At 71.6% G+C, this 21,214-nt stretch carries 20 protein-coding genes; 12 read left to right on the top strand and 8 right to left on the bottom strand.

The features are described 5' to 3' along the window. Window positions 1–5 precede the first annotated feature (5 nt). The 3 genes from ACRAKH_RS34160 (at window position 6) to ACRAKH_RS34150 (ending at window position 2,200) form a co-directional block, all read left to right on the top strand. The gene (locus ACRAKH_RS34160) at window positions 6–569 is read left to right on the top strand and encodes a CGNR zinc finger domain-containing protein (RefSeq protein WP_447009531.1); all 564 of its coding nucleotides are present in this window, start codon (window positions 6–8) and stop codon (window positions 567–569) included. A gap of 38 nt (window positions 570–607) precedes the next feature. Beyond that, window positions 608–1,090, top strand: coding sequence for a hypothetical protein (locus tag ACRAKH_RS34155; RefSeq protein ID WP_380718995.1), 483 nt, complete (start codon window positions 608–610; stop codon window positions 1,088–1,090). A 174-nt stretch (window positions 1,091–1,264) separates the two neighbouring features. Then, entirely contained in the window at window positions 1,265–2,200 is a 936-nt protein-coding gene (locus ACRAKH_RS34150) for a LysR family transcriptional regulator (protein WP_380718993.1), read from the top strand. Here ACRAKH_RS34150 and ACRAKH_RS34145 read toward each other — a convergent pair. Both ACRAKH_RS34145 and ACRAKH_RS34140 read right to left on the bottom strand, forming a co-directional pair. Further along, the gene (locus ACRAKH_RS34145) at window positions 2,190–3,008 is read right to left on the bottom strand and encodes a MaoC family dehydratase (RefSeq protein ID WP_380718990.1); all 819 of its coding nucleotides are present in this window, start codon (window positions 3,006–3,008) and stop codon (window positions 2,190–2,192) included. The genes ACRAKH_RS34150 and ACRAKH_RS34145 overlap by 11 nt on opposite strands. Then, entirely contained in the window at window positions 3,008–4,429 is a 1,422-nt protein-coding gene (locus ACRAKH_RS34140; RefSeq protein ID WP_380718988.1) for a 3-oxoacyl-ACP reductase, read from the bottom strand. Before ACRAKH_RS34140 ends, ACRAKH_RS34145 begins: the two co-directional genes overlap by 1 nt. Before the next feature lie 87 nt (window positions 4,430–4,516). Between ACRAKH_RS34140 and ACRAKH_RS34135 the strand changes: the two genes are divergently transcribed. Both ACRAKH_RS34135 and ACRAKH_RS34130 read left to right on the top strand, forming a co-directional pair. Continuing rightward, window positions 4,517–5,785, top strand: a complete 1,269-nt coding sequence (locus ACRAKH_RS34135; RefSeq protein ID WP_380718986.1) for an acetyl-CoA C-acetyltransferase — start codon at window positions 4,517–4,519, stop codon at window positions 5,783–5,785. A 65-nt stretch (window positions 5,786–5,850) separates the two neighbouring features. Then, the gene (locus ACRAKH_RS34130; protein ID WP_380718984.1) at window positions 5,851–6,981 is read left to right on the top strand and encodes an OmpA family protein; all 1,131 of its coding nucleotides are present in this window, start codon (window positions 5,851–5,853) and stop codon (window positions 6,979–6,981) included. A 59-nt stretch (window positions 6,982–7,040) separates the two neighbouring features. On the opposite strand, the gene ACRAKH_RS34125 is transcribed toward ACRAKH_RS34130, so the two are convergent. Beyond that, complete coding sequence (locus ACRAKH_RS34125; protein ID WP_380718982.1) at window positions 7,041–7,664, bottom strand: SIMPL domain-containing protein; 624 nt, start codon at window positions 7,662–7,664, stop codon at window positions 7,041–7,043. A gap of 123 nt (window positions 7,665–7,787) precedes the next feature. On the opposite strand from ACRAKH_RS34125, the gene ACRAKH_RS34120 reads away from it, so the two are divergent. Together ACRAKH_RS34120 and ACRAKH_RS34115 are read left to right on the top strand one after the other, a co-directional pair. After that, window positions 7,788–8,981 carry an AAA family ATPase gene (locus tag ACRAKH_RS34120; RefSeq protein WP_380718980.1) on the top strand — a complete coding sequence of 398 codons (1,194 nt, stop codon included), beginning with the start codon at window positions 7,788–7,790 and terminating at the stop codon, window positions 8,979–8,981. Between the two features lie 830 nt (window positions 8,982–9,811). Then, a complete protein-coding gene (locus ACRAKH_RS34115) occupies window positions 9,812–10,189 on the top strand; it encodes an NTP pyrophosphohydrolase (RefSeq protein ID WP_380718978.1) in 378 nt (125 codons plus the stop codon). Here ACRAKH_RS34115 and ACRAKH_RS34110 read toward each other — a convergent pair. Genes ACRAKH_RS34110 through ACRAKH_RS34100 form a run of 3 tightly spaced genes read right to left on the bottom strand, consistent with a single transcriptional unit; the run spans window position 10,146 to window position 10,963 of the window. After that, complete coding sequence (locus tag ACRAKH_RS34110) at window positions 10,146–10,445, bottom strand: hypothetical protein (RefSeq protein WP_380718976.1); 300 nt, start codon at window positions 10,443–10,445, stop codon at window positions 10,146–10,148. The genes ACRAKH_RS34115 and ACRAKH_RS34110 overlap by 44 nt on opposite strands. Continuing rightward, window positions 10,442–10,708, bottom strand: coding sequence for a type II toxin-antitoxin system RelE family toxin (locus ACRAKH_RS34105; RefSeq protein WP_380718974.1), 267 nt, complete (start codon window positions 10,706–10,708; stop codon window positions 10,442–10,444). Before ACRAKH_RS34105 ends, ACRAKH_RS34110 begins: the two co-directional genes overlap by 4 nt. Window positions 10,709–10,711: 3 nt before the next feature. Continuing rightward, window positions 10,712–10,963 (bottom strand): type II toxin-antitoxin system Phd/YefM family antitoxin, encoded by a 252-nt coding sequence (locus ACRAKH_RS34100; protein ID WP_380718972.1) that lies wholly within the window; start codon window positions 10,961–10,963, stop codon window positions 10,712–10,714. A 123-nt stretch (window positions 10,964–11,086) separates the two neighbouring features. Between ACRAKH_RS34100 and ACRAKH_RS34095 the strand changes: the two genes are divergently transcribed. The 4 genes from ACRAKH_RS34095 (at window position 11,087) to ACRAKH_RS34080 (ending at window position 16,567) form a co-directional block, all read left to right on the top strand. Then, complete coding sequence (locus ACRAKH_RS34095) at window positions 11,087–12,922, top strand: NHL domain-containing thioredoxin family protein (protein WP_380718970.1); 1,836 nt, start codon at window positions 11,087–11,089, stop codon at window positions 12,920–12,922. A 36-nt stretch (window positions 12,923–12,958) separates the two neighbouring features. Beyond that, complete coding sequence (locus tag ACRAKH_RS34090) at window positions 12,959–13,252, top strand: GroES family chaperonin (protein ID WP_380719034.1); 294 nt, start codon at window positions 12,959–12,961, stop codon at window positions 13,250–13,252. Between the two features lie 715 nt (window positions 13,253–13,967). Further along, window positions 13,968–15,701 (top strand): VanW family protein, encoded by a 1,734-nt coding sequence (locus ACRAKH_RS34085; RefSeq protein ID WP_447009994.1) that lies wholly within the window; start codon window positions 13,968–13,970, stop codon window positions 15,699–15,701. A 59-nt stretch (window positions 15,702–15,760) separates the two neighbouring features. Beyond that, complete coding sequence (locus ACRAKH_RS34080; protein WP_447009530.1) at window positions 15,761–16,567, top strand: DUF1206 domain-containing protein; 807 nt, start codon at window positions 15,761–15,763, stop codon at window positions 16,565–16,567. A gap of 117 nt (window positions 16,568–16,684) precedes the next feature. On the opposite strand, the gene ACRAKH_RS34075 is transcribed toward ACRAKH_RS34080, so the two are convergent. Together ACRAKH_RS34075 and ACRAKH_RS34070 are read right to left on the bottom strand one after the other, a co-directional pair. Next, complete coding sequence (locus ACRAKH_RS34075) at window positions 16,685–18,523, bottom strand: acyl-CoA dehydrogenase (protein WP_380719032.1); 1,839 nt, start codon at window positions 18,521–18,523, stop codon at window positions 16,685–16,687. A 115-nt stretch (window positions 18,524–18,638) separates the two neighbouring features. Beyond that, window positions 18,639–19,343: a response regulator transcription factor gene (locus ACRAKH_RS34070; protein WP_380718964.1), complete on the bottom strand. Its 705-nt coding sequence runs from the start codon at window positions 19,341–19,343 to the stop codon at window positions 18,639–18,641. A 244-nt stretch (window positions 19,344–19,587) separates the two neighbouring features. Here ACRAKH_RS34070 and ACRAKH_RS34065 point away from each other — a divergent pair, with 244 nt between their 5' ends. Then, on the top strand, window positions 19,588–21,102 hold the full coding sequence (locus ACRAKH_RS34065) for a sodium:solute symporter family protein (RefSeq protein WP_380718961.1): 1,515 nt from the start codon (window positions 19,588–19,590) through the stop codon (window positions 21,100–21,102). Window positions 21,103–21,214 lie beyond the last annotated feature (112 nt).

Raw genomic sequence — 21,214 nt, 5'->3', positions numbered from 1 at the left:
CGCGCGTGACACCGCCGACCGCGAGCCGGCTGGGACTCGACCTCGTCGCGACGGTGCGCAGCCGCCTCGGCGGCGCACCCCGCGACGACCTGACGAGCCCGGCGACCCTGGCCGAGTGGCTGGCCGCGCGCGGCCTGTCGCCCGCCGCCGACCCCGACGAGGTCGACCTCCGGGAGTTCCGGGCGCTGCGCGAGACGGCGTACCGGCTCCTGGAGGTCGTCGTCGACGGGACGCGCGCCCGGCCTGCGGACGTCGAGTCGGTCAACCGGTGGGCCGCGCACCCGCCGCCCGCCGTCCGCCTGCGCGCCGAGGACCTCCCCGACGGCCGGACCGACCTGCGCGCGGAACCGGTCCGGCCGACGACCGCGCAAGTGCTCGGCCTCGTGGCCCGCGACCTGGTCGACCTGGTCACGGGCCCGCAGCGCGACCGGCTGCACCAGTGCGAGGCCGAGGTCTGCGGCAGCTTCTTCGTGGACACCTCCCGGGCCGGGAGGCGGCGCTGGTGCTCCGCCGCCACCTGCGGGAACCGGATGCGGGTGGCCGCGCACCGCAGTCGTGCGCACGACTGAACCGCGTCCGTGCCGATCGTGATGAAAGCGGTGCCGCCGTGATCTACCTGCACACCACCGCGCTGCTGCGCCTCGCCTCGGGGCGCGGCGGCGCGGCGCTGTCCGCCTTTCCGCCCGCGCGGTCCGGTGAATTGGCCGCGTTCAGCTCGTTGACCCGCGTGGAGGCGGCCGGCCGCGGCACGCGGCGGCGGGTGGACCGGTTGCTGGAAGACCCGAGGTTTCTGGAAATACGGGTGTCCGCACTGATTCTCGACCTCGTGGACCTCGTGGCGGACGACGGCCTGGACACCCGGCGTGCGGTCCACCTCGCCACCGCGTTGAGCCTGCGCCCCGTCATCACCGCGTTCTTCAGCCACGACCGGCGGCTGAACGCCGCGGCGCTGGCCCACGGGCTGCCGCCGCCCGCACCGCGGCTTGCCGAAGCGCCGGGATCGCACATGAAACATGAGATGCGCTCGGTATTACGCAGAGTTCCGCACAACTTTCGTTTTACGAATCGAGACCACCCGAACGGTCTATGACGCAAAGTAGTGGGGTGGATATGATCTGTCAGGGCGTGAAGAATCACCGCGCTGTAGTCCCGCGCGGTCGCCCCGGTCCCTTTGTAGTAATGAGGGACTTTCGAGGAAAGAATAATAGAATGCCATTCTGACGGTGGCCGCTGAACGAGAGCAGTTCCTGGGGGAGGAATAGCTGTGGACGTCAGGCAGTTAGCCGCTTTTCGCGCGGTGGCGCAGACCCGGAGCATCACGCGGGCCGCCGCGGCACTGGGCTACTCGCAATCGGCGGTCACCACGCAGATCAAGGGCCTGGAGTCGGTCGTCCGGGCGCGCCTGTTCGAACGGAGGCGGGACGGTGTTCGGCTGACGGCCAGCGGCGAGCGGTTCCTGCCGTACGCGACCAGGCTGCTCCGGCTCACCGAGGAGGCGCGCTCGGCGGTGGCGCCGGAGGCCGTCCTCGGCGGCACGCTCACCATCGGCGCCAGCGAGTCGATCACCACCTACCGCCTGCCCGACGTCGTGCGCCTGTTCCACGCGGCGCACCCGAAGGTGCGCCTGTCGCTGCACACCTTCCACGAGGGGCCGGAGGCGATGGTGGCGGCGCTGGGCCGCGGCGACATCGACGTCGCGCTCACCCACTCCATCGACCCCGGCCCGACCGGTCCCGCGACGCGGCGGCTGGCGACCGAGGAGCTGGTGCTGGTCGCGACGCCGGACCACGCGCTGGCCCGCCGCGCCGCCGTGACCACCGAGGACCTGAGGTCGGCGCCGACGCTGATCGTGCAGTCGGCGTGCGTCTACGACACGATCCTGCGCACCGAGCTGACGGCCGTGGGCCCGCGCGTGGTGCCGCCGCTGGAGTTCGGCACGATCGAGGGAGTCAAGATCGCGGCCCTGTCCGGCCACGGCGTGGCGCTGCTGCCGCGCGTCACCGTCACCGGGCTGCTGGACACGGGCGCGCTGGTCCAGCTGCCGTGGGCGCCCGCCGTCACGGTCGCCAGCTACGTGGCGTGGGACGAGGAGCAGTGCGACCCGGCCATGCTGAGCGCGTTCGAAGCGGTGCTGGACCGGGTCGCGGCGGGCTGGGCGTGCTCGCCGGCGTGCGCGGAGGTCGGCTCGCTCAGCGCGTGATCACGCCCTCCAGGTGCGGTCGGTCGGACCAGAGCGCGAACCGCCACCCGTCGCCCGTTCCCGACGACGAGAAGTCCACCTCGCCAGGCAGCAGGACAGGAGCCTTGAACCGCACGTCGACCTCGTACGCGTCGGGCAGCCGACCCTCGAAGGCCGCCAGGCACCGCGCCTTCGACCACATCCCGTGCGCGATGGCACGGGGGAAGCCGAACGCCTTCGCGGCGAGCGCGCGCAGGTGGATCGGGTTCCGGTCGCCGGACACGTCCGCGTACCGCCGCCCGAGGTCGTCGGGCAGCCGCCACGACGCCGTGGGGGTGGGCGGGCCCACGTGCGCGGGCGGGCTCGCGTGCGCGGCCGGCGCCGCCGACGTACCGCCGCTCCGGCGAAGATATGTCGACACGTCGACCCACACCTCCTCGCCGTCCACCGACGCCGTGGTCACCACGTCGAACTGCCGCCCGCGTTCGTGCGGCCGCAGGTCCGCGAGCGCCACGTGCAGCGACAGCGGCTCGGACACCGCGATCGGCCGGTGCTGCCGGATGCGGTTGGCGACGTGCACCAGGCCGGGCAGCGGGAACGGGAAGCCGGGGCCGGTCATCAGCCGGACCTGGGACTCGAACCCGAGCACGTGGGGGTAGGTGATCGGCAGCTCGTCGCGCACGCCGAACCCGCAGACCTTGTTGTAGCGGGCCAAGTGCGCCGGGTCGACGGTGACGTGGACGTCCACAGTGGACTCCGGCAGCGCGGTGCCGCGCCGGGTGAACCCGGTCAGCGCCGCCTTCGCGTACAGGAGGGTCAGGTTCGCCATCACGCCCCCAGCAGGCTCTGCCCGCACACCCGGACGACGTTGCCGTTCACGCCGGACGACGCCGGGTGCGCGAACCACGCGATGGTCTCGGCGACGTCCACCGGCAGCCCGCCCTGCGACAGGCTGTTCATCCGCCGCCCGGCCTCGCGGATGAGCAGCGGCACCGCCGCCGTCATCCGCGTCTCGATGAACCCCGGCGCGACCGCGTTCACCGTGGCCCGCCCCGCGACCCGGCCGGACAGCGAGTCGACCAGGCCGATCACGCCCGCCTTGGTGGTGGCGTAGTTCGTCTGGCCGACGTTCCCGGCGATGCCCGCGATGGACGACACGCCGACGACCCGCCCGTTCGCGCGCACCGCGTCGGCGGCGAACAACGCCTCGGTGACCCGTTCGACGGAGGCCAGGTTGACCGCGACGACGGCGTCCCACCGGGCCGCGTCCATCCGGCCGAGCGTGCGGTCGCGGGTGATGCCCGCGTTGTGCACCACGACGTCCACGCCGCCGTGCCGCTGCTCGACGTGCTCGACGATCCGCGCGGGCGCGTCCGGCGCGGTGATGTCGAGCTGCACCGCCGACCCGCCGACCCGGTTCGCCACCGCGGACAGCTCCTCGCCCTGCGCGGGCACGTCCAGGCAGACGACGTGCGCGCCGTCGCGGGCCAGCACGTCGGCGATCGCCGCGCCGATGCCCCGCGACGCGCCGGTGACCAGCGCGACCTTCCCGGCGAGCGGCCGGTCCGGGTCGGCGGGCGCCTCCACGTCGGCCGGGCCGATCCGGATCACCTGGCCGGACACGTACGCCGACCGTCCCGACAGGAGGAACCGCAGCGTCGAGTCGATCGCGTCCTCGGCGCCGGGCGCGACGTGCACCAGCTGCGCCGTGCCGCCCCGCTTCAGTTCCTTGCCGACGCTGCGGGTGAACCCTTCCAGCGCGCGCTGCGCGATCCGCGACTCCGCCTGCTCGGGCGGCGTGCCGAGCACGACGACCCGTCCGCACGGCGCGAGGGACCGGATCACCGGCTGGAAGAACTCGTACAGCTCCCGCAACCGCTCGACCGAGTCGATGCCGGACGCGTCGAACACCAAGGCGCCATAACGCCCGCCCGCGCCCGCCGACCCGCCCGCGCCCGCCGACCCGCCCCGCGCCGCCGATGCGCCCCGGTCCGCCGACCCCGCCTGGGCCGCCGACCCGTCACCCCCGACCGACCCGGCTCCCGCGCCCGACACCACGTCCAGCCCGAGAGCCTTCACCGCCGCGCCCACCGGACCCACGAGCCGCCCGCCGCCACCGAGCAGCACCGGTCCGTCCAGTGGAGGCTGGGTGGGTGAGTGGCGGCGCAGCGGGTACGGCTCGGGCAGCCCCAGCTTGCCCACGACGAACCGCCCGAACCCGGACCTGGCGAACGACTGGTAGCGATCCATGCCCACATCACACTCCCTACTTACTAGTAAGTCTACTGGTCAGTAGGTAACATTGGCAGCGCAAGCCCCACCACTCCGGAGGACGACATGGCGCGAGTAGCGATCCTCGGCGGCAACCGCATCCCGTTCGCCCGCTCGAACGGCCCCTACGCCACCGCGTCCAACCAGGACATGCTCACCGCCACCCTCGACGGCCTGGTCAGCCGGTTCGGGCTCCAGGGCGAACGGCTCGGCGAGGTCGTCGCGGGCGCGGTCCTCAAGCACAGCCGCGACTTCAACCTGGTGCGCGAGGCCGTCCTGGGCAGCAGGCTGTCCGCCGACACGCCCGCGCACGACCTCCAGCAGGCGTGCGGCACGGGCCTCCAAGCCGTGATCGCGGTCGCCAACAAGATCGCGCTCGGCCAGATCGAGGTCGGCATCGCGGGCGGCGTAGACACCACCAGCGACGCCCCGATCGGCGTCAACGAGGACCTGCGCGGCGTGCTGCTGGAGCTCAACCGGGCCCGCGGCGCGGGCGCGAAGCTCAAGGCGGCGCTGAAGCTGCGCCCGAAGCACGTCGTGCCGGACGTGCCGCGCAACGGCGAGCCGCGCACCGGCCTGTCCATGGGCGAGCACGCGGCGATCACCGCCCGCGAGTGGGGCATCGGGCGCGAGGAGCAGGACGAGCTGGCCGTCGCGAGCCACCGCAACCTCGCCGCCGCGTACGGGCGCGGGTTCTTCGACGACCTGGTCACGCCGTTCCTCGGCCTGACCCGCGACCAGAACCTGCGGCCCGACTCGTCGGTCGAGAAGCTGGCCCGGCTGAAGCCGGTGTTCGGCCGGGGCGAGGGCGCGACGATGACGGCGGGCAACTCCACGCCGCTCACGGACGGCGCGTCGGCCGTGCTGCTGGCGTCGGAGGAGTGGGCCGCCGCGCGGAACCTGCCCGTGCTGGCCTACCTGACGTTCAGCGAGACGGCCGCGGTCGACTACGTGCACGGCGGCGAGGGACTGCTCATGGCGCCCGCCTACGCCGTGCCGCGGATGCTCGCGCGGGCCGGGTTGGCGTTGCAGGACTTCGACTTCTACGAGATCCACGAGGCGTTCGCGTCGCAGGTGCTGGCGACGTTGAAGGCGTGGGAGGACGCCGACTTCTGCAAGGGCAGGCTCGGCCTGGACGGCCCGCTCGGCCCGATCGACCGCTCGAAGCTGAACGTCAACGGCTCGTCGCTGGCCGCCGGCCACCCGTTCGCCGCCACCGGCGGGCGGATCGTGGCGACGTTGGCCAAGCTCCTGGCCGAGCGGGGCAGCGGTCGCGGGCTCATCTCGATCTGCGCTGCGGGTGGTCAGGGCGTTACGGCGATCGTGGAAAAGTAGTTCCGTGCACTAGGCCGAACGGGTGTTAGGGGTAACACAACGCGTTCTCGTTCCGTTTCCAATGCATGAACCACTCACGGCTCTTCGCCGCAGTCGTGCTTGTGGCGGCGTCCTGCGCTGCTTGCGGGGAGACGTCCCGCGAAGCGACCACCGTCCGCATCGGTGTCACCGCGTCGTCCAACGAGCCCCGCGTCGCGCTGACCAGGACCGTCGTCGACCGGCTGTCCGCCGCCGTCGACCAGGGCGTGACCAGGGTCGTCGTCTACCGGCAGGGCCAGGCGTCCGGCGCCGCGCACTCCGATGAGGACTTCACGGTCCGCGACGGCAACGACATCGAGGACGACGACGCGCTGCGCGAGCTGGGCTTCGAGCAGAACCTCAACCGGCTGGCCGGCGAGCTGACCCAGCTGGGCGGCACGACCCCGGAGCTGGACCCGCTGTCGGTGCTCGCGGACATGGCGACCAGCCCCGGTCCGGAGGTGCTCGTGCTGCACAGCAGCGGGTTGCAGACGACCGAGCCGCTGGACCTGACCCGGCTCGGCCTGGACTTCGACCTGGCCTCCGTGGTCGCGTCCGTGCCCGACGACGCGGTGCCGGAGCTGACCGGCAAGGACGTGATCTTCTCCGGCCTCGGCCAGGTGGCCGGCGCGCAACGCCCCCTGCCGCCGGGCGCGCAGGCCGCGTTGGTCGACCTGTGGCTCGGGATCTGCGCGAAGTTCGGTGCGAAGAGCTGCACGCACGACACCGAGCCCGTGCCGGGCGGCGCGTCGATCGGCCGCGCCGAGGTGCCGACGGTGGACATCGGCGACGTGGTGCAGCAGGACGCGCTGGTGCACATCCCCAGCTCCCTGCTGTTCAAGGCGGGCAGCGACCAGCTGGTGCCGGGCGCGCGCGAGGTGCTACAGGGGGTGGCGGAGAAGTTCGACGGCCGCACCACCGCGCGGGTGATCAGCCGCACGGCCAGCTCGGCGTCCGCCGAGGCCGCGGCCGACCTGACCCAGCGGCGCAGCCAGCGGGTGGTGGCCGAGCTGGTGGACCTCGGCGTGAGCCGGTCGGCGATCACCGAGGTCGTCGGGGCGGGATTCTCGTCACCGCTGGCCGTCGACCTCGACGCGTACGGCGAGCTGATCCCCGACGCCGCCGCGCGCAACCGCTCGGTCGTGATCGAGCTGGCCTCGCCGCGCTCCAGCAGCTGACCGCCCGCCCGCCGCCCGGTGACGTGAGCCGCCCGGCGGCGGGGCGTGGTGGCCGGCGATCAGTCCAGCAGGGTCCACGACGCCGTGCAGCGGACCGTGACCACGATGTTCTGCGCTTCGAGGTTGAGCTGGTCCATCCCCGGCGGCACGCCGGGCGCGCCGCCGAACGCGGCCATCCCCATCCGCGCCGACTCGGCCGCCCACACCTCCGCGTCGCCGTCGGTCAGCCGCTGGAGCGGGCCGAGGCGCGCGCCGAGCGCTTCGACGTACCCCTCCGCCCGCCGCCGCGCGTCCTGCACGGCCGCGCGCTGCGCCTCGCGCACCGCGTCGACGTCGTCCTTGAGCTGCCAGGTCGGTCCGTTCAGCCAGGTCGGCTCGGCGACGACGAGCGCGCCGAGCAGGTCGTCCAGCCCGGTCAGGTCGTCGACCCGCACCACGTAGTTCTGCGCGGCCCGGCTGCCGGAGCGGCGCTTGCCGTTCCAGTTGTCGTGGACGTCGAGCCGGCGCGACCGCACCTCGACCCCCGGTCGCCGGAACGCGGGCTCCACCCCGGCGACCCGCGCGGTCAGCGCGTCCACCGCCTCGTTGCGCGTCGAGCCCGTCGTCTCGAAGCTCACGTGCACCTCGGCGCGGTCGGCGGTCCGCTCGACCTTGCCGACGCCCTTCGTCACCACCTCAGCCATGCCGCCGACGCTACCCGCCATGCCGTTCCATAGTTCTATATAGCTCGATCACTAGATTGACCGATACCGCGCGACACGGTCGAAGTATTGGATCGGCCCTAGACACCTCGATACCGTCCGAGGATGGACCCGGTGCGCAACCCGTTCGCCCCCGGCGCGGGCCAACGGCCGCCAGAGCTGGCGGGACGCGACAAGGAGCTGGGCGCGTTCGAGGTGGTGCTCGAGCGGGTCGCGCGCGGCCGGCCGGAACGCAGCCTCGTGCTCACCGGGCTGCGCGGCGTCGGCAAGACCGTGCTGCTGGGCGAGCTGCGGTCGATGGCGCTCAAGCGCGGCTGGGGCGCCGGGAAGATCGAGGCGCGGCCCGAGGCGGGGTTGCGCCGGCCGTTGTCCGCGGCGCTGCACCGGGCGATCCGCGACCTGGCCGTGCGGCACCGCGCGCCGGACCGGGTGGAGGCCGTGCTGGGGGTGCTCAAGGCGTTCGCGCTGCGGTCCAACCCGGAGGACGCGAAGCTGCGCGACCGGTGGCAGCCGGGCATCGACGTGCCGGCGGCGGTCGGCCGGGCCGACTCCGGCGACATCGAGATCGACCTGGTGGAGCTGTTCACCGAGGTCGCCGAGCTGGCGCAGGACGTGGGCGCCGGCGTGGCGCTGCTGATCGACGAGATGCAGGACGTGCGGGCGGACGACATCTCGGCGTTGTGCGCGGCCTGCCACGAGCTGTCGCAGTCCGGCGCGCCGCTGGTCGTCGTCGGCGCGGGGCTGCCGCACCTGCCCGCCGTGCTGTCGGCGTCGAAGTCCTACTCGGAGCGGCTGTTCCGGTACGTGCGGATCGACCGGCTGTCGCGGGAGGACGCGGACCGGGCGGTGCTCGCGCCGGTCGACCGCGAGGAGGCGGGCATCGAGCCGGAGGCGCTGGACGCGCTGTTCGACGCGTCGGGCGGCTACCCGTACTTCATCCAGGCCTACGGCAAGGCGGCGTGGGACGCGGCGCCCGCCGACCCGATCACCGCGGTGGACGTGGCGGTGGCCGCCCCGGAGGCGGACGCCGAGCTCGCGGTCGGGTTCTTCGGGTCGCGCTACGAGCGGGCGACGCCGGCCGAGCGGGAGTACCTGCGGGCGATGGCGGAGCTGACCGACGGCAAGGACGCGGGCGTGAACACCGCGCAGGTGGCCGACCACCTGGGGCGCAAGCCGTCGTCGTTGTCGCCCGCGCGGGACAGCCTGATCAAGAAGGGGCTCGTGTACTCGGCGGAGCGCGGGCAGATCGCGTTCACCGTGCCGCACTTCGGGCGGTTCCTGCTCGGCCGCGAGGACTGATCGTCGTCCCGACCTGCGGTTACCCGTTGGCTTCGGTCGCATCGGGCGATCTAGCGCGCACGTTAGAGAGTTGTCGGGTCGCCGTCCGGTCAGCGAGGTGTACGCCAGGCGAATCGTCGGGAGCGGAGGCGTTACGGCCGATGATTCGCCGGTATGTGCGACACCTCACCGGATAATCGGGTGATTTCCTGCTCTGGAGGGTGCATACTTGAGGCACACCACCGAGAGAGACCTTTGAGAGGGATGAACCCCCGATGAACTTCACTGCGAAGCTCCGCGCTCGTCGTGTCGAGGCTCGCAACCGCAAGGCTGTCGCCCGAGCGATCGACATGGCGCCCACCCCGGCCATGCGTCACGAGCTCATGGCGATCGCACAGGCCCAGGTGACCTCCCTCCGCTGAGGGTGGACCTCCCGGCGCGCGTGACGACCACCCGATCGACACCGGGTGCGCGCCCCGTCGTCCGCGCACTGGCGAAGGGGGACGATGAAGCCCTGCCGCACCTCCCGCGCGGCAGGGCTTCGTCACATGTCGAAACGTGATCTCTGTCACACCCGATAGAGGGTGTAACAGTCCACGATCGGGTATCGATGTGTCAGGTGACCCCGCGATGCTGTCGGACCCCCGACCTGGCAGCACCGCGGGGTTTCCCATGTCCGGCCCCGTGCCCGGCTAACCCGCCGTGGCCGAGCCGTTCCAGGTGTCGTCCCGTCTGCGGGCGCGCCTGATCATCACTGCATCCCCCTGCGTGTTCGTCGTCCCCCAATGGACCACTCCATCGTGCCATCGGGGTACGACAGTTTCGTGAACGTTTGCTGAGAGCATGACCCGATGACGCCCCCGCTCCTGGTCGTGGACGCGGCCAACGTCGTCGGCTCCGTGCCGGACGGCTGGTGGCGCGACCGCGCCGGCGCCGCCGCCCGCCTCCGCGACGACCTCGCCACCGTCGCCGAGCAAGGCCTCCCCACCCTCCCCGGCCCCCTCGACGTCGTCCTCGTCGTGGAGGGCAAGGCCCGTCACGTCGAGTCGATCCCCGGCGTCCGCGTCGTGCCGGCCCCGGGCGACGGCGACGACACCATCGTGGAAGTCGTGAGAACCGAATCCACCGACCGCCCGTGCACCGTGATCACCGCCGACCGAGCCCTCCGCGCCCGCGTGACAGCCCTCAACGCCACCGTCCTGGGCCCGAGGACAATCCGCCGCCCCTGACCGCGGACGCCCATCCGGGCCAGGCGTCGGGCTCCAGCTCGCGGAGCCACCTCACGAAGTTGTCCAAGCAGGTCAACCGCTCCGGCTCCAGCGGGTCGGGGCTGAAGTGCATGACCTCGTCGCGCACGACGCGCACCTCGTTCAGCGCTCCGATGAACACCTGCCGGTTGAGCTGTGTGACGCCCCAGTGGTCGTCCTCGCCCGCCTTCCGCGCTGAGGTCCCGCCTCGCAGGAACCGGTCCGCGGCCGGCCTCACGACTTCCGGTACACCTCGCGTCGATGCGCCACTCTCACGATCGTCACCAAGACCTTGGTGTCCTCGACCTGGTAGATCACCCGGTGGTCGCCGACCCGGATGCGCATCACGCCCGCGGGCCGGCCGGCGAGCGCACGACATCCCGGAGGGCGGGGATCGGCTCCCAAGGTCGTCACTGCCAGGACGATCCTGCGCCCGGTCTGCTTGTCCAGCTTGCGAAGCTCCCGCAGGGCGGCAGCGGTCCACTCGATCTCATACGCCACGGGTCAGGCGTCACCGAACTCGGCGAGCACGTCGTGGTGCGGAACCCGCGGCTCGGCGGAGGCGAGTGCCTCCCGCGCGGCGGCGAGGTCGGCTTCGTCCTCCGCCGCTTCGAGCCGTCGGAGGTCTTCCATCGAGACGACGGCGGCGACCGGGCGACCGTGCCTGGTCAGGACGGCGCGTTCGTGGGCGTGCTCGACCCTGGAGACGAGGTCGCCGAGCTGGTCTCTCGCCACGCTGATCGGCATCTCACTCATCCCCAGATAGTACAAAATGGGGAAGCGCGGGGGAAGTCGTCGAATCGACGCGGCGGCCGCTCTCTTTTGCCCACATCGTGGACACCGAAATACGTCGGTGTGCGAGTCGTGTTGACTCCCGGCGTGACGACCGCACAACGCCGCCGTGCCCGCGTCCGCGCCCCCGAGCTGGTGGGCCGCGGGTGGCTCAACACGGGCGACCGCGAACTCAAGCTGGCCGACTTGCGCGGCAAGATCGTCCTGCTCGATTTCTGGTCCTTCTGCTGCATCAACTGCCTCCACGTCCTGGACGAGCTGCGCCCCCTCGAAGCCGAGTTCGCCGACGTCCTCGTCACGATCGGCGTCCACTCGCCCAAGTTCGTCCACGAGGCGGAGTCGGCGGCGCTCGCGGCGGCCGTGGAGCGGTACGAGGTGGAGCACCCCGTGCTGGACGACCCCGAGCTGACGACGTGGCAGAACTACGCGGTCAAGGCGTGGCCGACGCTCGTCCTGGTCGACCCCGAGGGGTACGTGGTGCACGTCGCCGCCGGCGAGGGCCACCTCGACGCGCTGCGCCAGGTCGTCTCCGAGCTCGTCACCGAGCACGACGCCAAGGGCACCCTCCACCGCGGCGACGGCCCGTACGTCGCCCCGCCGCCACCGGCCACCGAACTCCGTTTCCCCGCCAAGGCCATCCTGACCAGGGACAACACCCTCCTGGTCAGCGACTCGGCGCACCACGGCCTGGTCGAGCTGGAGACCGACGGCGAGACCGTCATCCGCCGCATCGGCACCGGCGAGCGCGGCCGCCGCGACGGCCTCGAACCCACCTTCTCCGAACCCGCGGGCCTCGCGCTCCTCCCCGAGGACGTCGCCGCGCGGGTCGGCTACGACGTCGTCGTCGCGGACACCGTCAACCACCTCCTGCGCGGCCTGCGCCTGGACACCGGCGAGGTCACCACGATCGCGGGCACGGGCGAGCAGTGGCGCGACGGCGCCACGGACGGCCCGGCCGACGAGATCCACCTCACCAGCCCGTGGGACGTCACCTGGTGGGAACCCGTGGGCGGCGTCGCCATCGCGCTCGCCGGCAACCACACGCTCGGCCTGTTCAAGCCCGTCGAACGCCGCCTCGAGCGCCTCGCCGGCACCACCGTCGAGGGCCTGCACGACGGCCCGGCCGACCAGGCGTTCTTCGCCCAGACGTCCGGCCTCGCCGCCGACGGCGACCGGCTCTGGCTGGTCGACAGCGAGACGTCCGCCCTGCGGTGGCTGGACGCCGACCGCACCGTCCACACCGCCGTCGGCAAGGGCCTGTTCGACTTCGGCCACCGCGACGGGCCGGCCGACCAGGCGTTGTTCCAGCACCCGCTGGGCGTGACCGTCCTGCCGGACGGCCAGGTCGCCGTCGCCGACACCTACAACGGCGCCATCCGCCGCTACGACCCGGCGACCGGCGAGGTGTCCACGCTGGTCACCGACGTCGCCGAGCCGTCCGACGCGGTCCTCGTGGACGGCGAGCTGGTCGTCGTCGCCTCCGCCGCGCACCGGCTGGAACGCCCCGTCGCGCCCGGCGCGCGCCTGGTCAGCGGCGACGCCCACCAGGTGCGCCGCCCGCCGTCGGTGATCGCGCCCGGAGAGGTGGAGCTGGCCGTCGTCTTCACCCCGCCGACCGGCCAGAAGCTGGACGACCGGTTCGGGCCGTCGACCCGGCTGGAGGTCACCAGCTCGCCGCCGGAACTGCTGGTCGAGGGCGCGGGCGTGGGCACGGACCTGGTGCGCGTGCTGCGCGTCGCCGACGGCATCGCGGAGGGCGTGCTCCACGTCGTCGCGCAGGCCGCCAGCTGCACGGACGACCCGGCCGTCGAGCACCCGGTGTGCAAGCTGGCGCGACAGGACTGGGGCGTCCCGATCCGCGTGGTGGCCGGCGGTCCACACCGGCTACCCCTGATGATGGGTGGTCTCGACGAGGGCATCTAGACTCTGCTGGTGCCCGATGTCAAGCTCCAGATCCAGATGCTCCACGACCGCGTGATGGTGCGGATCTCGCCGGAGGACGGCGAACGTCGCAGCAGCGGTGGCATCGTGATCCCGGCGACGGCCCAGATGGCGAAGCGCCTGGCCTGGGGCGACGTGCTGGGCGTGGGCACGAACGTGCGGCACGTCAAGGTCGGTGACCGCGTGCTGTTCAACCCGGAGGACCAGTTCGAGGTCGAAGTGCACGGGCAGACCTACCTGGTGATGCGGGAACGGGACGTGCACGCCACCGCGACCGAGCAGACGGACCACGGGACCGGCCTTTACCTGTGATCCGCCCGACCGTGATCGACGCGTGACGACGGCCGGGTAATCGTGACGCGGTCGGGTAAGCAGTCCCAGGACCTTGCGAGAGGCAAGAGGGGGAGCGGTGCCGGAGAACCAGCGACCGGAGTACGACGCTGAGCGGACCACGGCCATGGAGCCGGTCCGCCCGTCGGGCACCGCCTCTGAGCGCACGACGAAGATCCCGGCGAGTTCGCTCAACGAGGCGGCGTGGCCCCAGGAGGAGCCGGACGGCGAGCCCGAGGCGGCGACCGTCCGGAACGTCCCGCACCCGTCGAACGGGTCCCAGGACCCGCCGCGGAACGGTCAGCAGAACCCGCCCGCGAACGGTCAGCAGAACGCCACCGGGAACGCGCCGCAGAACGCCCAGTCGGACGCCACCCAGTACGTCCGGCCCGACGCGCGGCAGGACGCGACGCAGTACGTCCAGCAGGACGCCACGCAGCACCTCCCGCAGGACGCGTCCCAGCAGCCCACGCAGCACGTCCCCCAGCCCGGCACCCCGCCGCGGGGCGTCCCCCAGCCGGGCACCCCGCCGCAGGGCATCCCGCAGCCGGGCACCCCGCCGCGCGGCATCGACGCGACCAGGGCGATCACCACCCCGCCCGGCGGCTTCGACCGGCCGTCCCCGGCGGAGGCCACCACGGTGTTCGCCGCGCCGGTGACCCCGCCGGAGCCCGACGCCACCGTCTACGGCCCGGTGATGGTCGACAACACCACCGAGGCCGACGAGGCCGACGCTCGCCGCAAGCGCTTGCGCAAGGGCGGTCTGATCGCCGCCGCCGTGTTCGGCGTGCTGGTCGTCCTCTACGGCCTGGACATCCTCATCTCCGGCGGCGACGTGCCCCGCGGCGTGACGGTCGCGGGCGTGGCCGTCGGCGGCCTGAGCCACGCCGAGGCAGAGCAGAAGCTCCGCGACGAGATCGGCCCCCGCCTGGCGGCGCCGGTGAAGGCGCGCGCCGGCGACGTCGAGACCGAGATCGACCCGAAGGCGGCCGGCCTGGAGCTGGACTGGGCCGCCACGCTGGACCGCGCGGGCAGCCAGCCGCTGTCCCCGATCACCCGCGTGACGTCGTTCTTCACGTCCCGCGAGGTCGGTTTCGCCACGCGCACCGACACGGCCAAGCTGTCCGCCGCGCTGGAGGGCCTGCGCGCCCAGACCGACCACGAGCCGGCCGAGGGCGCCATCCGCTTCGAGGGCGCCACGCCGATCGCCGTCGACCCGAGGCAGGGCCAGAAGCTCGACGTGGCCGCCGCGTCGGAGAAGGTGCTCGCGGACTGGGCGGACGGCGGCACGGTCGAGCTGCCGGTCGCCACCACCCCGGTCAAGACGACCAAGGAGAGCGTGCAGAAGGCGCTGGACGAGGTCGCCAAGCCCGCCACCGCCGCGCCGCTGATCGTGCAGGGCGAGGGCAAGGACGCGACGCTCACGCCCGAGCAGCTGGCCACCGTGCTGGTGTTCGAGCCCGCCGACGACGGCAGCCTGACCGCGAAGGTCGACAACGCGAAGCTCGTCGAGCACGCCGGTCCGCAGCTGAAGGACACGGAGAAGGAGGGCAAGGACGCCCAGATCGTGTTCGAGGGCGGCCGGCCGGTCGTGAAGGAGTCCGTCGACGGCCGCGGCATCGACTGGGACAAGTCCCTGACCACCGTGCTCGACGTGCTGAAGCGCGACAACGACCGCGCGATCAAGGCCGAGTACAAGCACACGCCCGCGAAGGTGACCACCGAGCAGGCGAACAAGATGGGCATCAAGGAGGTCATCGGCGAGTTCCAGACCGGTGGCTTCGTGCCCGCGTCCGGCACGAACATCCGCGTGGTGGCCGAGAAGGTCAACGGCGCGATCGTGAAGCCGGGCGAGACGTTCAGCCTCAACGCCCACACCGGCCCCCGCGGCACCGCCCAGGGCTACGTCGAGGCGGGCATCATCGAGGACGGCATCCCCGGCAAGGCGGTCGGCGGCGGCATCTCGCAGTTCGCCACGACGCTGTACAACGCGGCGTACCACGCGGGCATGAAGGACGCCGGGCACAAGGAGCACAGCTACTGGATCTCGCGGTACCCGAAGGGGCGCGAGGCCACCGTGTTCATGGACGGCGCCGGCAACAGCCTGATCGACATCAAGTTCACCAACCCGGACGAGACCGGGGTGGCGATCCAGACGATCTGGACCCCGTCCTCGATCAAGATCGTGCTGTGGGGCACCAAGAACTACGACGTGACCGGCTCGACCAGCGCTGAGTTCAACCACACCCAGCCGCAGGAGAAGAAGGTCAACAGCCCCGACTGCAAGGAGAGCCCCGGCGCGCCGGGCTTCTCGGTGACGGACACCCGCACCATCACGGACCGCCGCACGGGCCAGTCGCGGCAGGAGAGCCGGACCGTCCGGTACGACCCGCAGTACAAGATCATCTGCGAGAAGCCGCCGGGCGGCTGAGCAGGTCCGGCCCGCGCGGCCGGGGGTTCGCGGTGGCCACGACCGGGTATCACCCGATCGTGGCTACCACTGGTGAGGTGCGGAGACATCCGGCCGTGCAGGTGCTCGGACGGGCCGGGATGGTCTGTTACGGGCTCGTCCACGTGCTGCTGGCGGCGTTGACCGCGCAAGTCGTCCTGGGTGACAGCGGGGAGCGGACCGACCAGAAGGGCGCCGTCTCGGCCCTCGCCCAGACGTCGGTCGGCCCGATCCTGCTGTGGGTGCTGGCGCTGGGCCTGTTCGCGTTCGCGGGCTGGCAGCTCACCATGGCCGTCTCCGGCTACGGGTGGGTGACCAAGAAGCGCAAGCGCGTGTACCGCAAGTGCGGCTCGGTCGGCCGCGCCGTCACGGGGATCGTCATCGGCATCGCGGCGATCGGCTACGCCACCGGGTCGTCGCAGAGCAACTCGACCGAGCAGTCCCAGACGTGGACGGCGCGCGTGCTCGCGCTGCCGTTCGGCCAGGTCCTCGTGGGCGCGGTGGCGTTGTTCGTGATCGGCCTCGGCGTGGCGGTGGCCCGCAAGGGCGTGAAGAAGTCGTTCGAGGACGACCTCGACATGTCCGACCTGCCCCCGGCGACGCGCGGCTGGGTCGAGCGCCTCGGCCGGATCGGGTGGATCGGGAAGGGCGCGTCGTACGTGCTCATCGGCATCCTGGTCGGGTTCGCGGCGATCAACGCCGACCCGTCCGAGTCCGGCGGGATGGACAAGGCGCTGCACACGTTGGCGGCGCAGCCGTACGGGCTGTTCGCGCTGGCCGTGATCGCGATCGGCTTCCTGGGCTTCGGCGCCTACTGCTTCGCCGCCGCCAAGGCGCACAAGGGCTGAGCACGCCGGAGGGCGGCACCCGTGCTGGGGCGCCGCCCTCCGGCGTGTCCGTCGTGCTTGAAGCGTTCGCAACCGCCCCGAACGACGCTCAGCACGCCGTCCCTCAGCACGCGTCGGTCAGAACGACGCCTCGTCCACGTCCATCAGCGCGTTGTCCGTCGCCTCGGCGATCTTGCGGCGCGCGGTCAGCTCCGGCAGCACGGACTTCGCGAAGAACGACGCCACCGCGACCTTGCCCTCGTAGAACGCCTTGTCCTTGGCCGACACCTGGCCGTCGAGCTTGCCCAGCGCCACGTCGGCCTGGCGCAGCAGCAGCCAGCCCACCAGCACGTCGCCCGCGGTCATGAGGAGGCGGACGGTGTTCTGGCCGACCTTGTACAGGTTGCGGACGTCCTCCTGCGAGCTGGTCAGGAAGCCGACCATCGCGCCGAGCATGCCCTGGAGGTCTTCGAGCGCCTGCTTGAGCAGCGCCCGCTCCTCCTTCAGGCGACCGTTGCCGCCCTCGTTGTCGAGGAACTTCTGGATCTCCCCGTTGAGGAAGCCGAGCGCCTGGCCCTTGTCGCGGATGATCTTCCGGAAGAAGAAGTCCAGCGACTGGATGGCCGTGGTGCCCTCGTACAGCGAGTCGATCTTGGAGTCCCGGATGTACTGCTCGATCGGGTACTCCTGCAGGAAGCCCGAACCGCCCAGGACCTGCAACGACTGCGCCAGCTGCTCGTACGCGCGCTCCGAGCCGACGCCCTTGACGATCGGCAGCAGCAGGTCGTTGACCTTCTCCGCCAGCTCCTTGTCCGGGCCGCCCAGGGCGATCTTGTCCTGCTGCGTCGCGGTGTACAGGTAGACCGCGCGCAGGCCCTCGGCGTACGCCTTCTGCAGCATCAGCAGGCGGCGCACGTCCGGGTGGTTCGTGATGGTGACGCGCGGCGCGGTCTTGTCCGTCATCCGGGTCAGGTCGGCGCTCTGCACCCGCTCCTTGGCGTACGCCAGGGCGTTGAGGTAGCCGGTCGACAGGGTGCCGATGGCCTTGGTGCCGACCATCATCCGGGCGTACTCGATGACCTGGAACATCTGCGCGATGCCGTCGTGCACCTCGCCCAGCAGCCAGCCCTTGGCGGGCACGCCGTGCTGACCGAACGTCAGCTCGCACGTCGTGGACACCTTGAGGCCCATCTTGTGCTCGACGTTGGTGACGAAGGCGCCGTTGCGCTCGCCGGTCGACTCGCCGGTCTCAGGGTCGAAGTGCCACTTCGGCACGAGGAAGAGCGACAGGCCCTTGGTGCCGGGCTTCGCCTCGATGCCGGGGCCCTCGGGGCGGGCCAGCACCAGGTGCATGATGTTCTCGGTCATGTCCTGGTCGGCGGAGGTGATGAACCGCTTCACGCCGTCGATGTGCCAGGTGCCGTCGTCCTGGAGCGTGGCCTTGGTGCGGCCCGCGCCGACGTCGGAACCGGCGTCCGGCTCGGTCAGCACCATCGTGGCGCCCCAGCCGCGCTCGATCATGATCTCGGCCCAGCGCTTCTGCTGCTCGGTGCCGTTCTTGTGGACGACCGAGGCGAAGTTCGGGCCGGCCAGGTACATGTAGATGGCCGGGTTCGCGCCCAGGATCAGCTCGGAGGCCGCCCACTGGACCGAGGGCGGGATGCCGAAGCCGCCCAGCTCGTTGGGCAGCGAGAGGCGGTACCACTCGCCGTCCCACACCGCCTGGTAGGACTTCTTGAACGACTCCGGCAGCGTGGCCGAGTGCGTCTTCGGGTCGAAGACGGGCGGGTTGCGGTCGGCGTCGGCGAAGGACTCCGCCAGCGGCCCGACCGCCAGGTTGTTGAGCTCGGCAAGCACGCCGCGCGCGGTGTCCTCGTCGGACTGCTCGAACGGCCCCGTGCCGAGGTGGTCCTGCACGTTGAAGACCTCGAAGAGGTTGAACTCGAGATCCCGGACGTTGCTCTTGTAGTGACCCATCTCGTCGCTCACTCCATGCTGGTCGGGGCGGTCCCCTACTGACCGGTAACAACAGGGTATTACCTGTCAGTAACCTCGGCAAGGCCGACCGACGCGGTGTGGCGAACCAGACGGGTCACGCGCGGGCCGCGCCGCTGGCCAGGAGCCCGGCCTGGTAGGCGAGCGACACGGCGTGTGTTCGGTCCCGCGCACGCAGCTTGCGCAGGATGTTCTTCACGTGGGTGCGCACGGTCTCGACCGAGACGTACAACTCGTTCGCCACCGCCTGGTTCTCCAGGCCGTCCGCGATGAGCTGGAGCACCTCGTACTCCCGCCGCGACAGCGACCGCCGCGAGCCCGCCTCCGCCGCGGGCGTGAACCCGGCGGCCAGCGGCGCCAGCGTCGGGTCCAGGTACGTCCGGTCGACGTGCGTGCGGGAGATGGCCTGGAGGACCTCGCCGATCTCGCCGGCCCGCGGCACGAGCCCGCGCACGCCGCACGACAGGGCCGTGCGCACGAACTTCGCGGTCCGGTGCGGCTCCCGCACGAGGGAGATCACGACCAGTGTCGGATCGCCGCCGGTCAGCAGGGTGGCCAGGTGGCCCTGCGGGTCGAGCATCGAATCGACCAGCAGCACGTCGGGGCGCAGCCGCTCGTGCATCCGCACCGCGGTGTGCAGGTGACCGGTGGCGCCCAGCCAGTGCATGGCGGGCGTGCGCCGCACCACGGCGGCCAGTCCCTCGCGGAACAGGGGCACGGGGTCGACCAGCGCCACCCCGGGGCCGGGGGGACGCCGCTCCGAGCCGACCACGGGCGGACGCGGGTTGAGGACGGTTCGCATGCCGGTGCGACCTCGCGGCCGACCAGCCATGACGCGATTCGGCCGCACTACTTTCCGTATATCAGCGGCTTCAGCGTTCACGTTTCTGAACAACAGTCACGAATGTGACTCAATGAACGCCCGCGACCTTCCGCCGGCGGCAACAGCCTCGTAAGACCTACGTCACACACCCATGTGGGACGCCGCGCACCGCCGCCCCGTAACACGCGCTGCCACCCGTGGGCCGAGCACTCGTGGAGGCCTCATGGACACCCTCGACTGGGTCGTCGTCGGCGGGTACTTCTTCGTGATGGTGGCCATCGGCTACTGGTCACGCGGGCGGATCAAGAACATCGCCGACTTCTTCACCGCGGGCGGCAGGATGCCCTGGTGGCTGTCCGGCATCTCGCACCACATGTCGGGCTACAGCGCGGTCATGTTCGTGGCCTTCGCCGCCGAGGCCTACCGCCTCGGCCTCACCGTCTACATCTGGTGGGCGCTGACGATCGGCCTCGGCGTCGGCATCGGCGCGTTCCTCTGGGCCGGCGCGTGGAACCGGCTGCGCTCCAAGCACGGCGTCAAGTCGCCGCTGGAGTACCTGGCCCGCCGCTACAACGTGCCGACGCAGCAGATCATGGCGTGGGCGGGCGCGGCGCTGAAGGTCGTGGACATCGCCGCCAAGTGGGTCGCGGTCTCGCTGCTGCTCCAGGGCTTCGCGGGCGTCCCCATCTGGCTCGGCATCACGATCGTCGGCGTCGTCACGATGGTCTACTCGGTGATGGGCGGCCTGTGGGCCGACGCGCTGACCGACTTCGGCCAGTTCATCATCCAGGGCCTCGCGGGCATCGCCATGTTCGTCGCGGTCGCCGCGCACTTCGGCGGCCTCGACTTCATGTGGAAGATCTGGGACCAGCTGCCCGAGTCGCACTCCGACCCGCTGTCCGGCCAGTACACGCTGATCTTCTTCATGGCGCTGTTCCTGATCAAGACGCTGGAGTACAACGGCGGCATGTGGAACCTGGCGCAGCGCTACATGGCCGCGCCGTCCGGGGCCGCGGCCAAGCGGTCCGCGTTGCTGTCCAGCGTGCTGTGGCTGGTCTGGCCGCTGATCCTGTTCTTCCCGATGTGGGCGGCGCCGCTGATCGTGCCGGGCATGGAGGGCAACGCCGAGCAGGCCTACGTCGAGATGGGCAAGCTCATGCTGCCCGCGGGCATGATCGGCCTGGTGCTGGCCGGGTTCTTCTCGCACACCATGGCGATGGTGTCGTCGGACGCCAACGTGATCTCCGCGGTCATCACCCGGGACATGCTGCCCAGGCTGTGGAAGGGCGTGACGCGGCTCAGCGAGCCCGCGCAGCTGCAGCTGGCGCGGATCACGACGTTCGCGTTCATCGGGCTGAGCATGACGATCGCGTTGACCGCCGACACGAAGGGGTTCGTGCTCAAGGTCGTGATCGCCCTCGTGGCGGCGACGATGGGCCCGATCGCGATCCCGCTGATGCTCGGCATGCTGCCGTGGTTCAAGAAGGTCGGCCCGACCGCCGCGACCAGCTCGGTGATCGGCGGACTCGGCACGTGGGCCGTCCTGTACGTGATGCAGCAGAACAAGGTCGAGTTCGTCACCCAGGCCGTGATCGTGTCCTGGCCGCTGCTGGTGTCGCTGCTGCTCTACCTGGTGGTCGGCCTGCTCATCAAGCCCGAGCCGTCCGAGGAGCGGGCGGCGCTGGTCGACTCGCTGCGGGCCGACCCGGAGGAGGAGAAGGTGTCCGCCCGGGCCTGACGGTGTGCCGCGTTCCCGCGGGGAACGGTCATCCCCGCTGTGCGGGTGCGCCTCGCGCCCGCACAGCGGGGTGACGGGCAACCGGCGACCGCGGGGCGGGTAAAGCGGTTGC

This window comes from Saccharothrix hoggarensis (assembly GCF_052936025.1).
The sequence above is the reverse complement of the archived record's forward strand: the minus strand, read 5'-3'. Positions and strand labels throughout refer to the sequence as shown.

Excerpts from the sequence above, each read along its gene's own strand:
- ACRAKH_RS34145 (WP_380718990.1), bottom strand. The coding sequence starts at position 3,008 with ATGGCGAACCTGACCCTCCTGTACGCGAAGGCGGCGCTGACCGGGTTC.
- ACRAKH_RS34140 (WP_380718988.1), bottom strand. The coding sequence starts at position 4,429 with ATGGATCGCTACCAGTCGTTCGCCAGGTCCGGGTTCGGGCGGTTCGTC.
- ACRAKH_RS34135 (WP_380718986.1), top strand. The coding sequence starts at position 4,517 with ATGGCGCGAGTAGCGATCCTCGGCGGCAACCGCATCCCGTTCGCCCGC.
- ACRAKH_RS34130 (WP_380718984.1), top strand. The coding sequence starts at position 5,851 with ATGAACCACTCACGGCTCTTCGCCGCAGTCGTGCTTGTGGCGGCGTCC.
- ACRAKH_RS34125 (WP_380718982.1), bottom strand. The coding sequence starts at position 7,664 with ATGGCTGAGGTGGTGACGAAGGGCGTCGGCAAGGTCGAGCGGACCGCC.
- ACRAKH_RS34120 (WP_380718980.1), top strand. The coding sequence starts at position 7,788 with ATGGACCCGGTGCGCAACCCGTTCGCCCCCGGCGCGGGCCAACGGCCG.
- ACRAKH_RS34115 (WP_380718978.1), top strand. The coding sequence starts at position 9,812 with ATGACGCCCCCGCTCCTGGTCGTGGACGCGGCCAACGTCGTCGGCTCC.
- ACRAKH_RS34100 (WP_380718972.1), bottom strand. The coding sequence starts at position 10,963 with ATGAGTGAGATGCCGATCAGCGTGGCGAGAGACCAGCTCGGCGACCTC.
- ACRAKH_RS34090 (WP_380719034.1), top strand. The coding sequence starts at position 12,959 with ATGCTCCACGACCGCGTGATGGTGCGGATCTCGCCGGAGGACGGCGAA.
- ACRAKH_RS34085 (WP_447009994.1), top strand. The coding sequence starts at position 13,968 with ATGGTCGACAACACCACCGAGGCCGACGAGGCCGACGCTCGCCGCAAG.
- ACRAKH_RS34075 (WP_380719032.1), bottom strand. The coding sequence starts at position 18,523 with ATGGGTCACTACAAGAGCAACGTCCGGGATCTCGAGTTCAACCTCTTC.
- ACRAKH_RS34070 (WP_380718964.1), bottom strand. The coding sequence starts at position 19,343 with ATGCGAACCGTCCTCAACCCGCGTCCGCCCGTGGTCGGCTCGGAGCGG.
- ACRAKH_RS34065 (WP_380718961.1), top strand. The coding sequence starts at position 19,588 with ATGGACACCCTCGACTGGGTCGTCGTCGGCGGGTACTTCTTCGTGATG.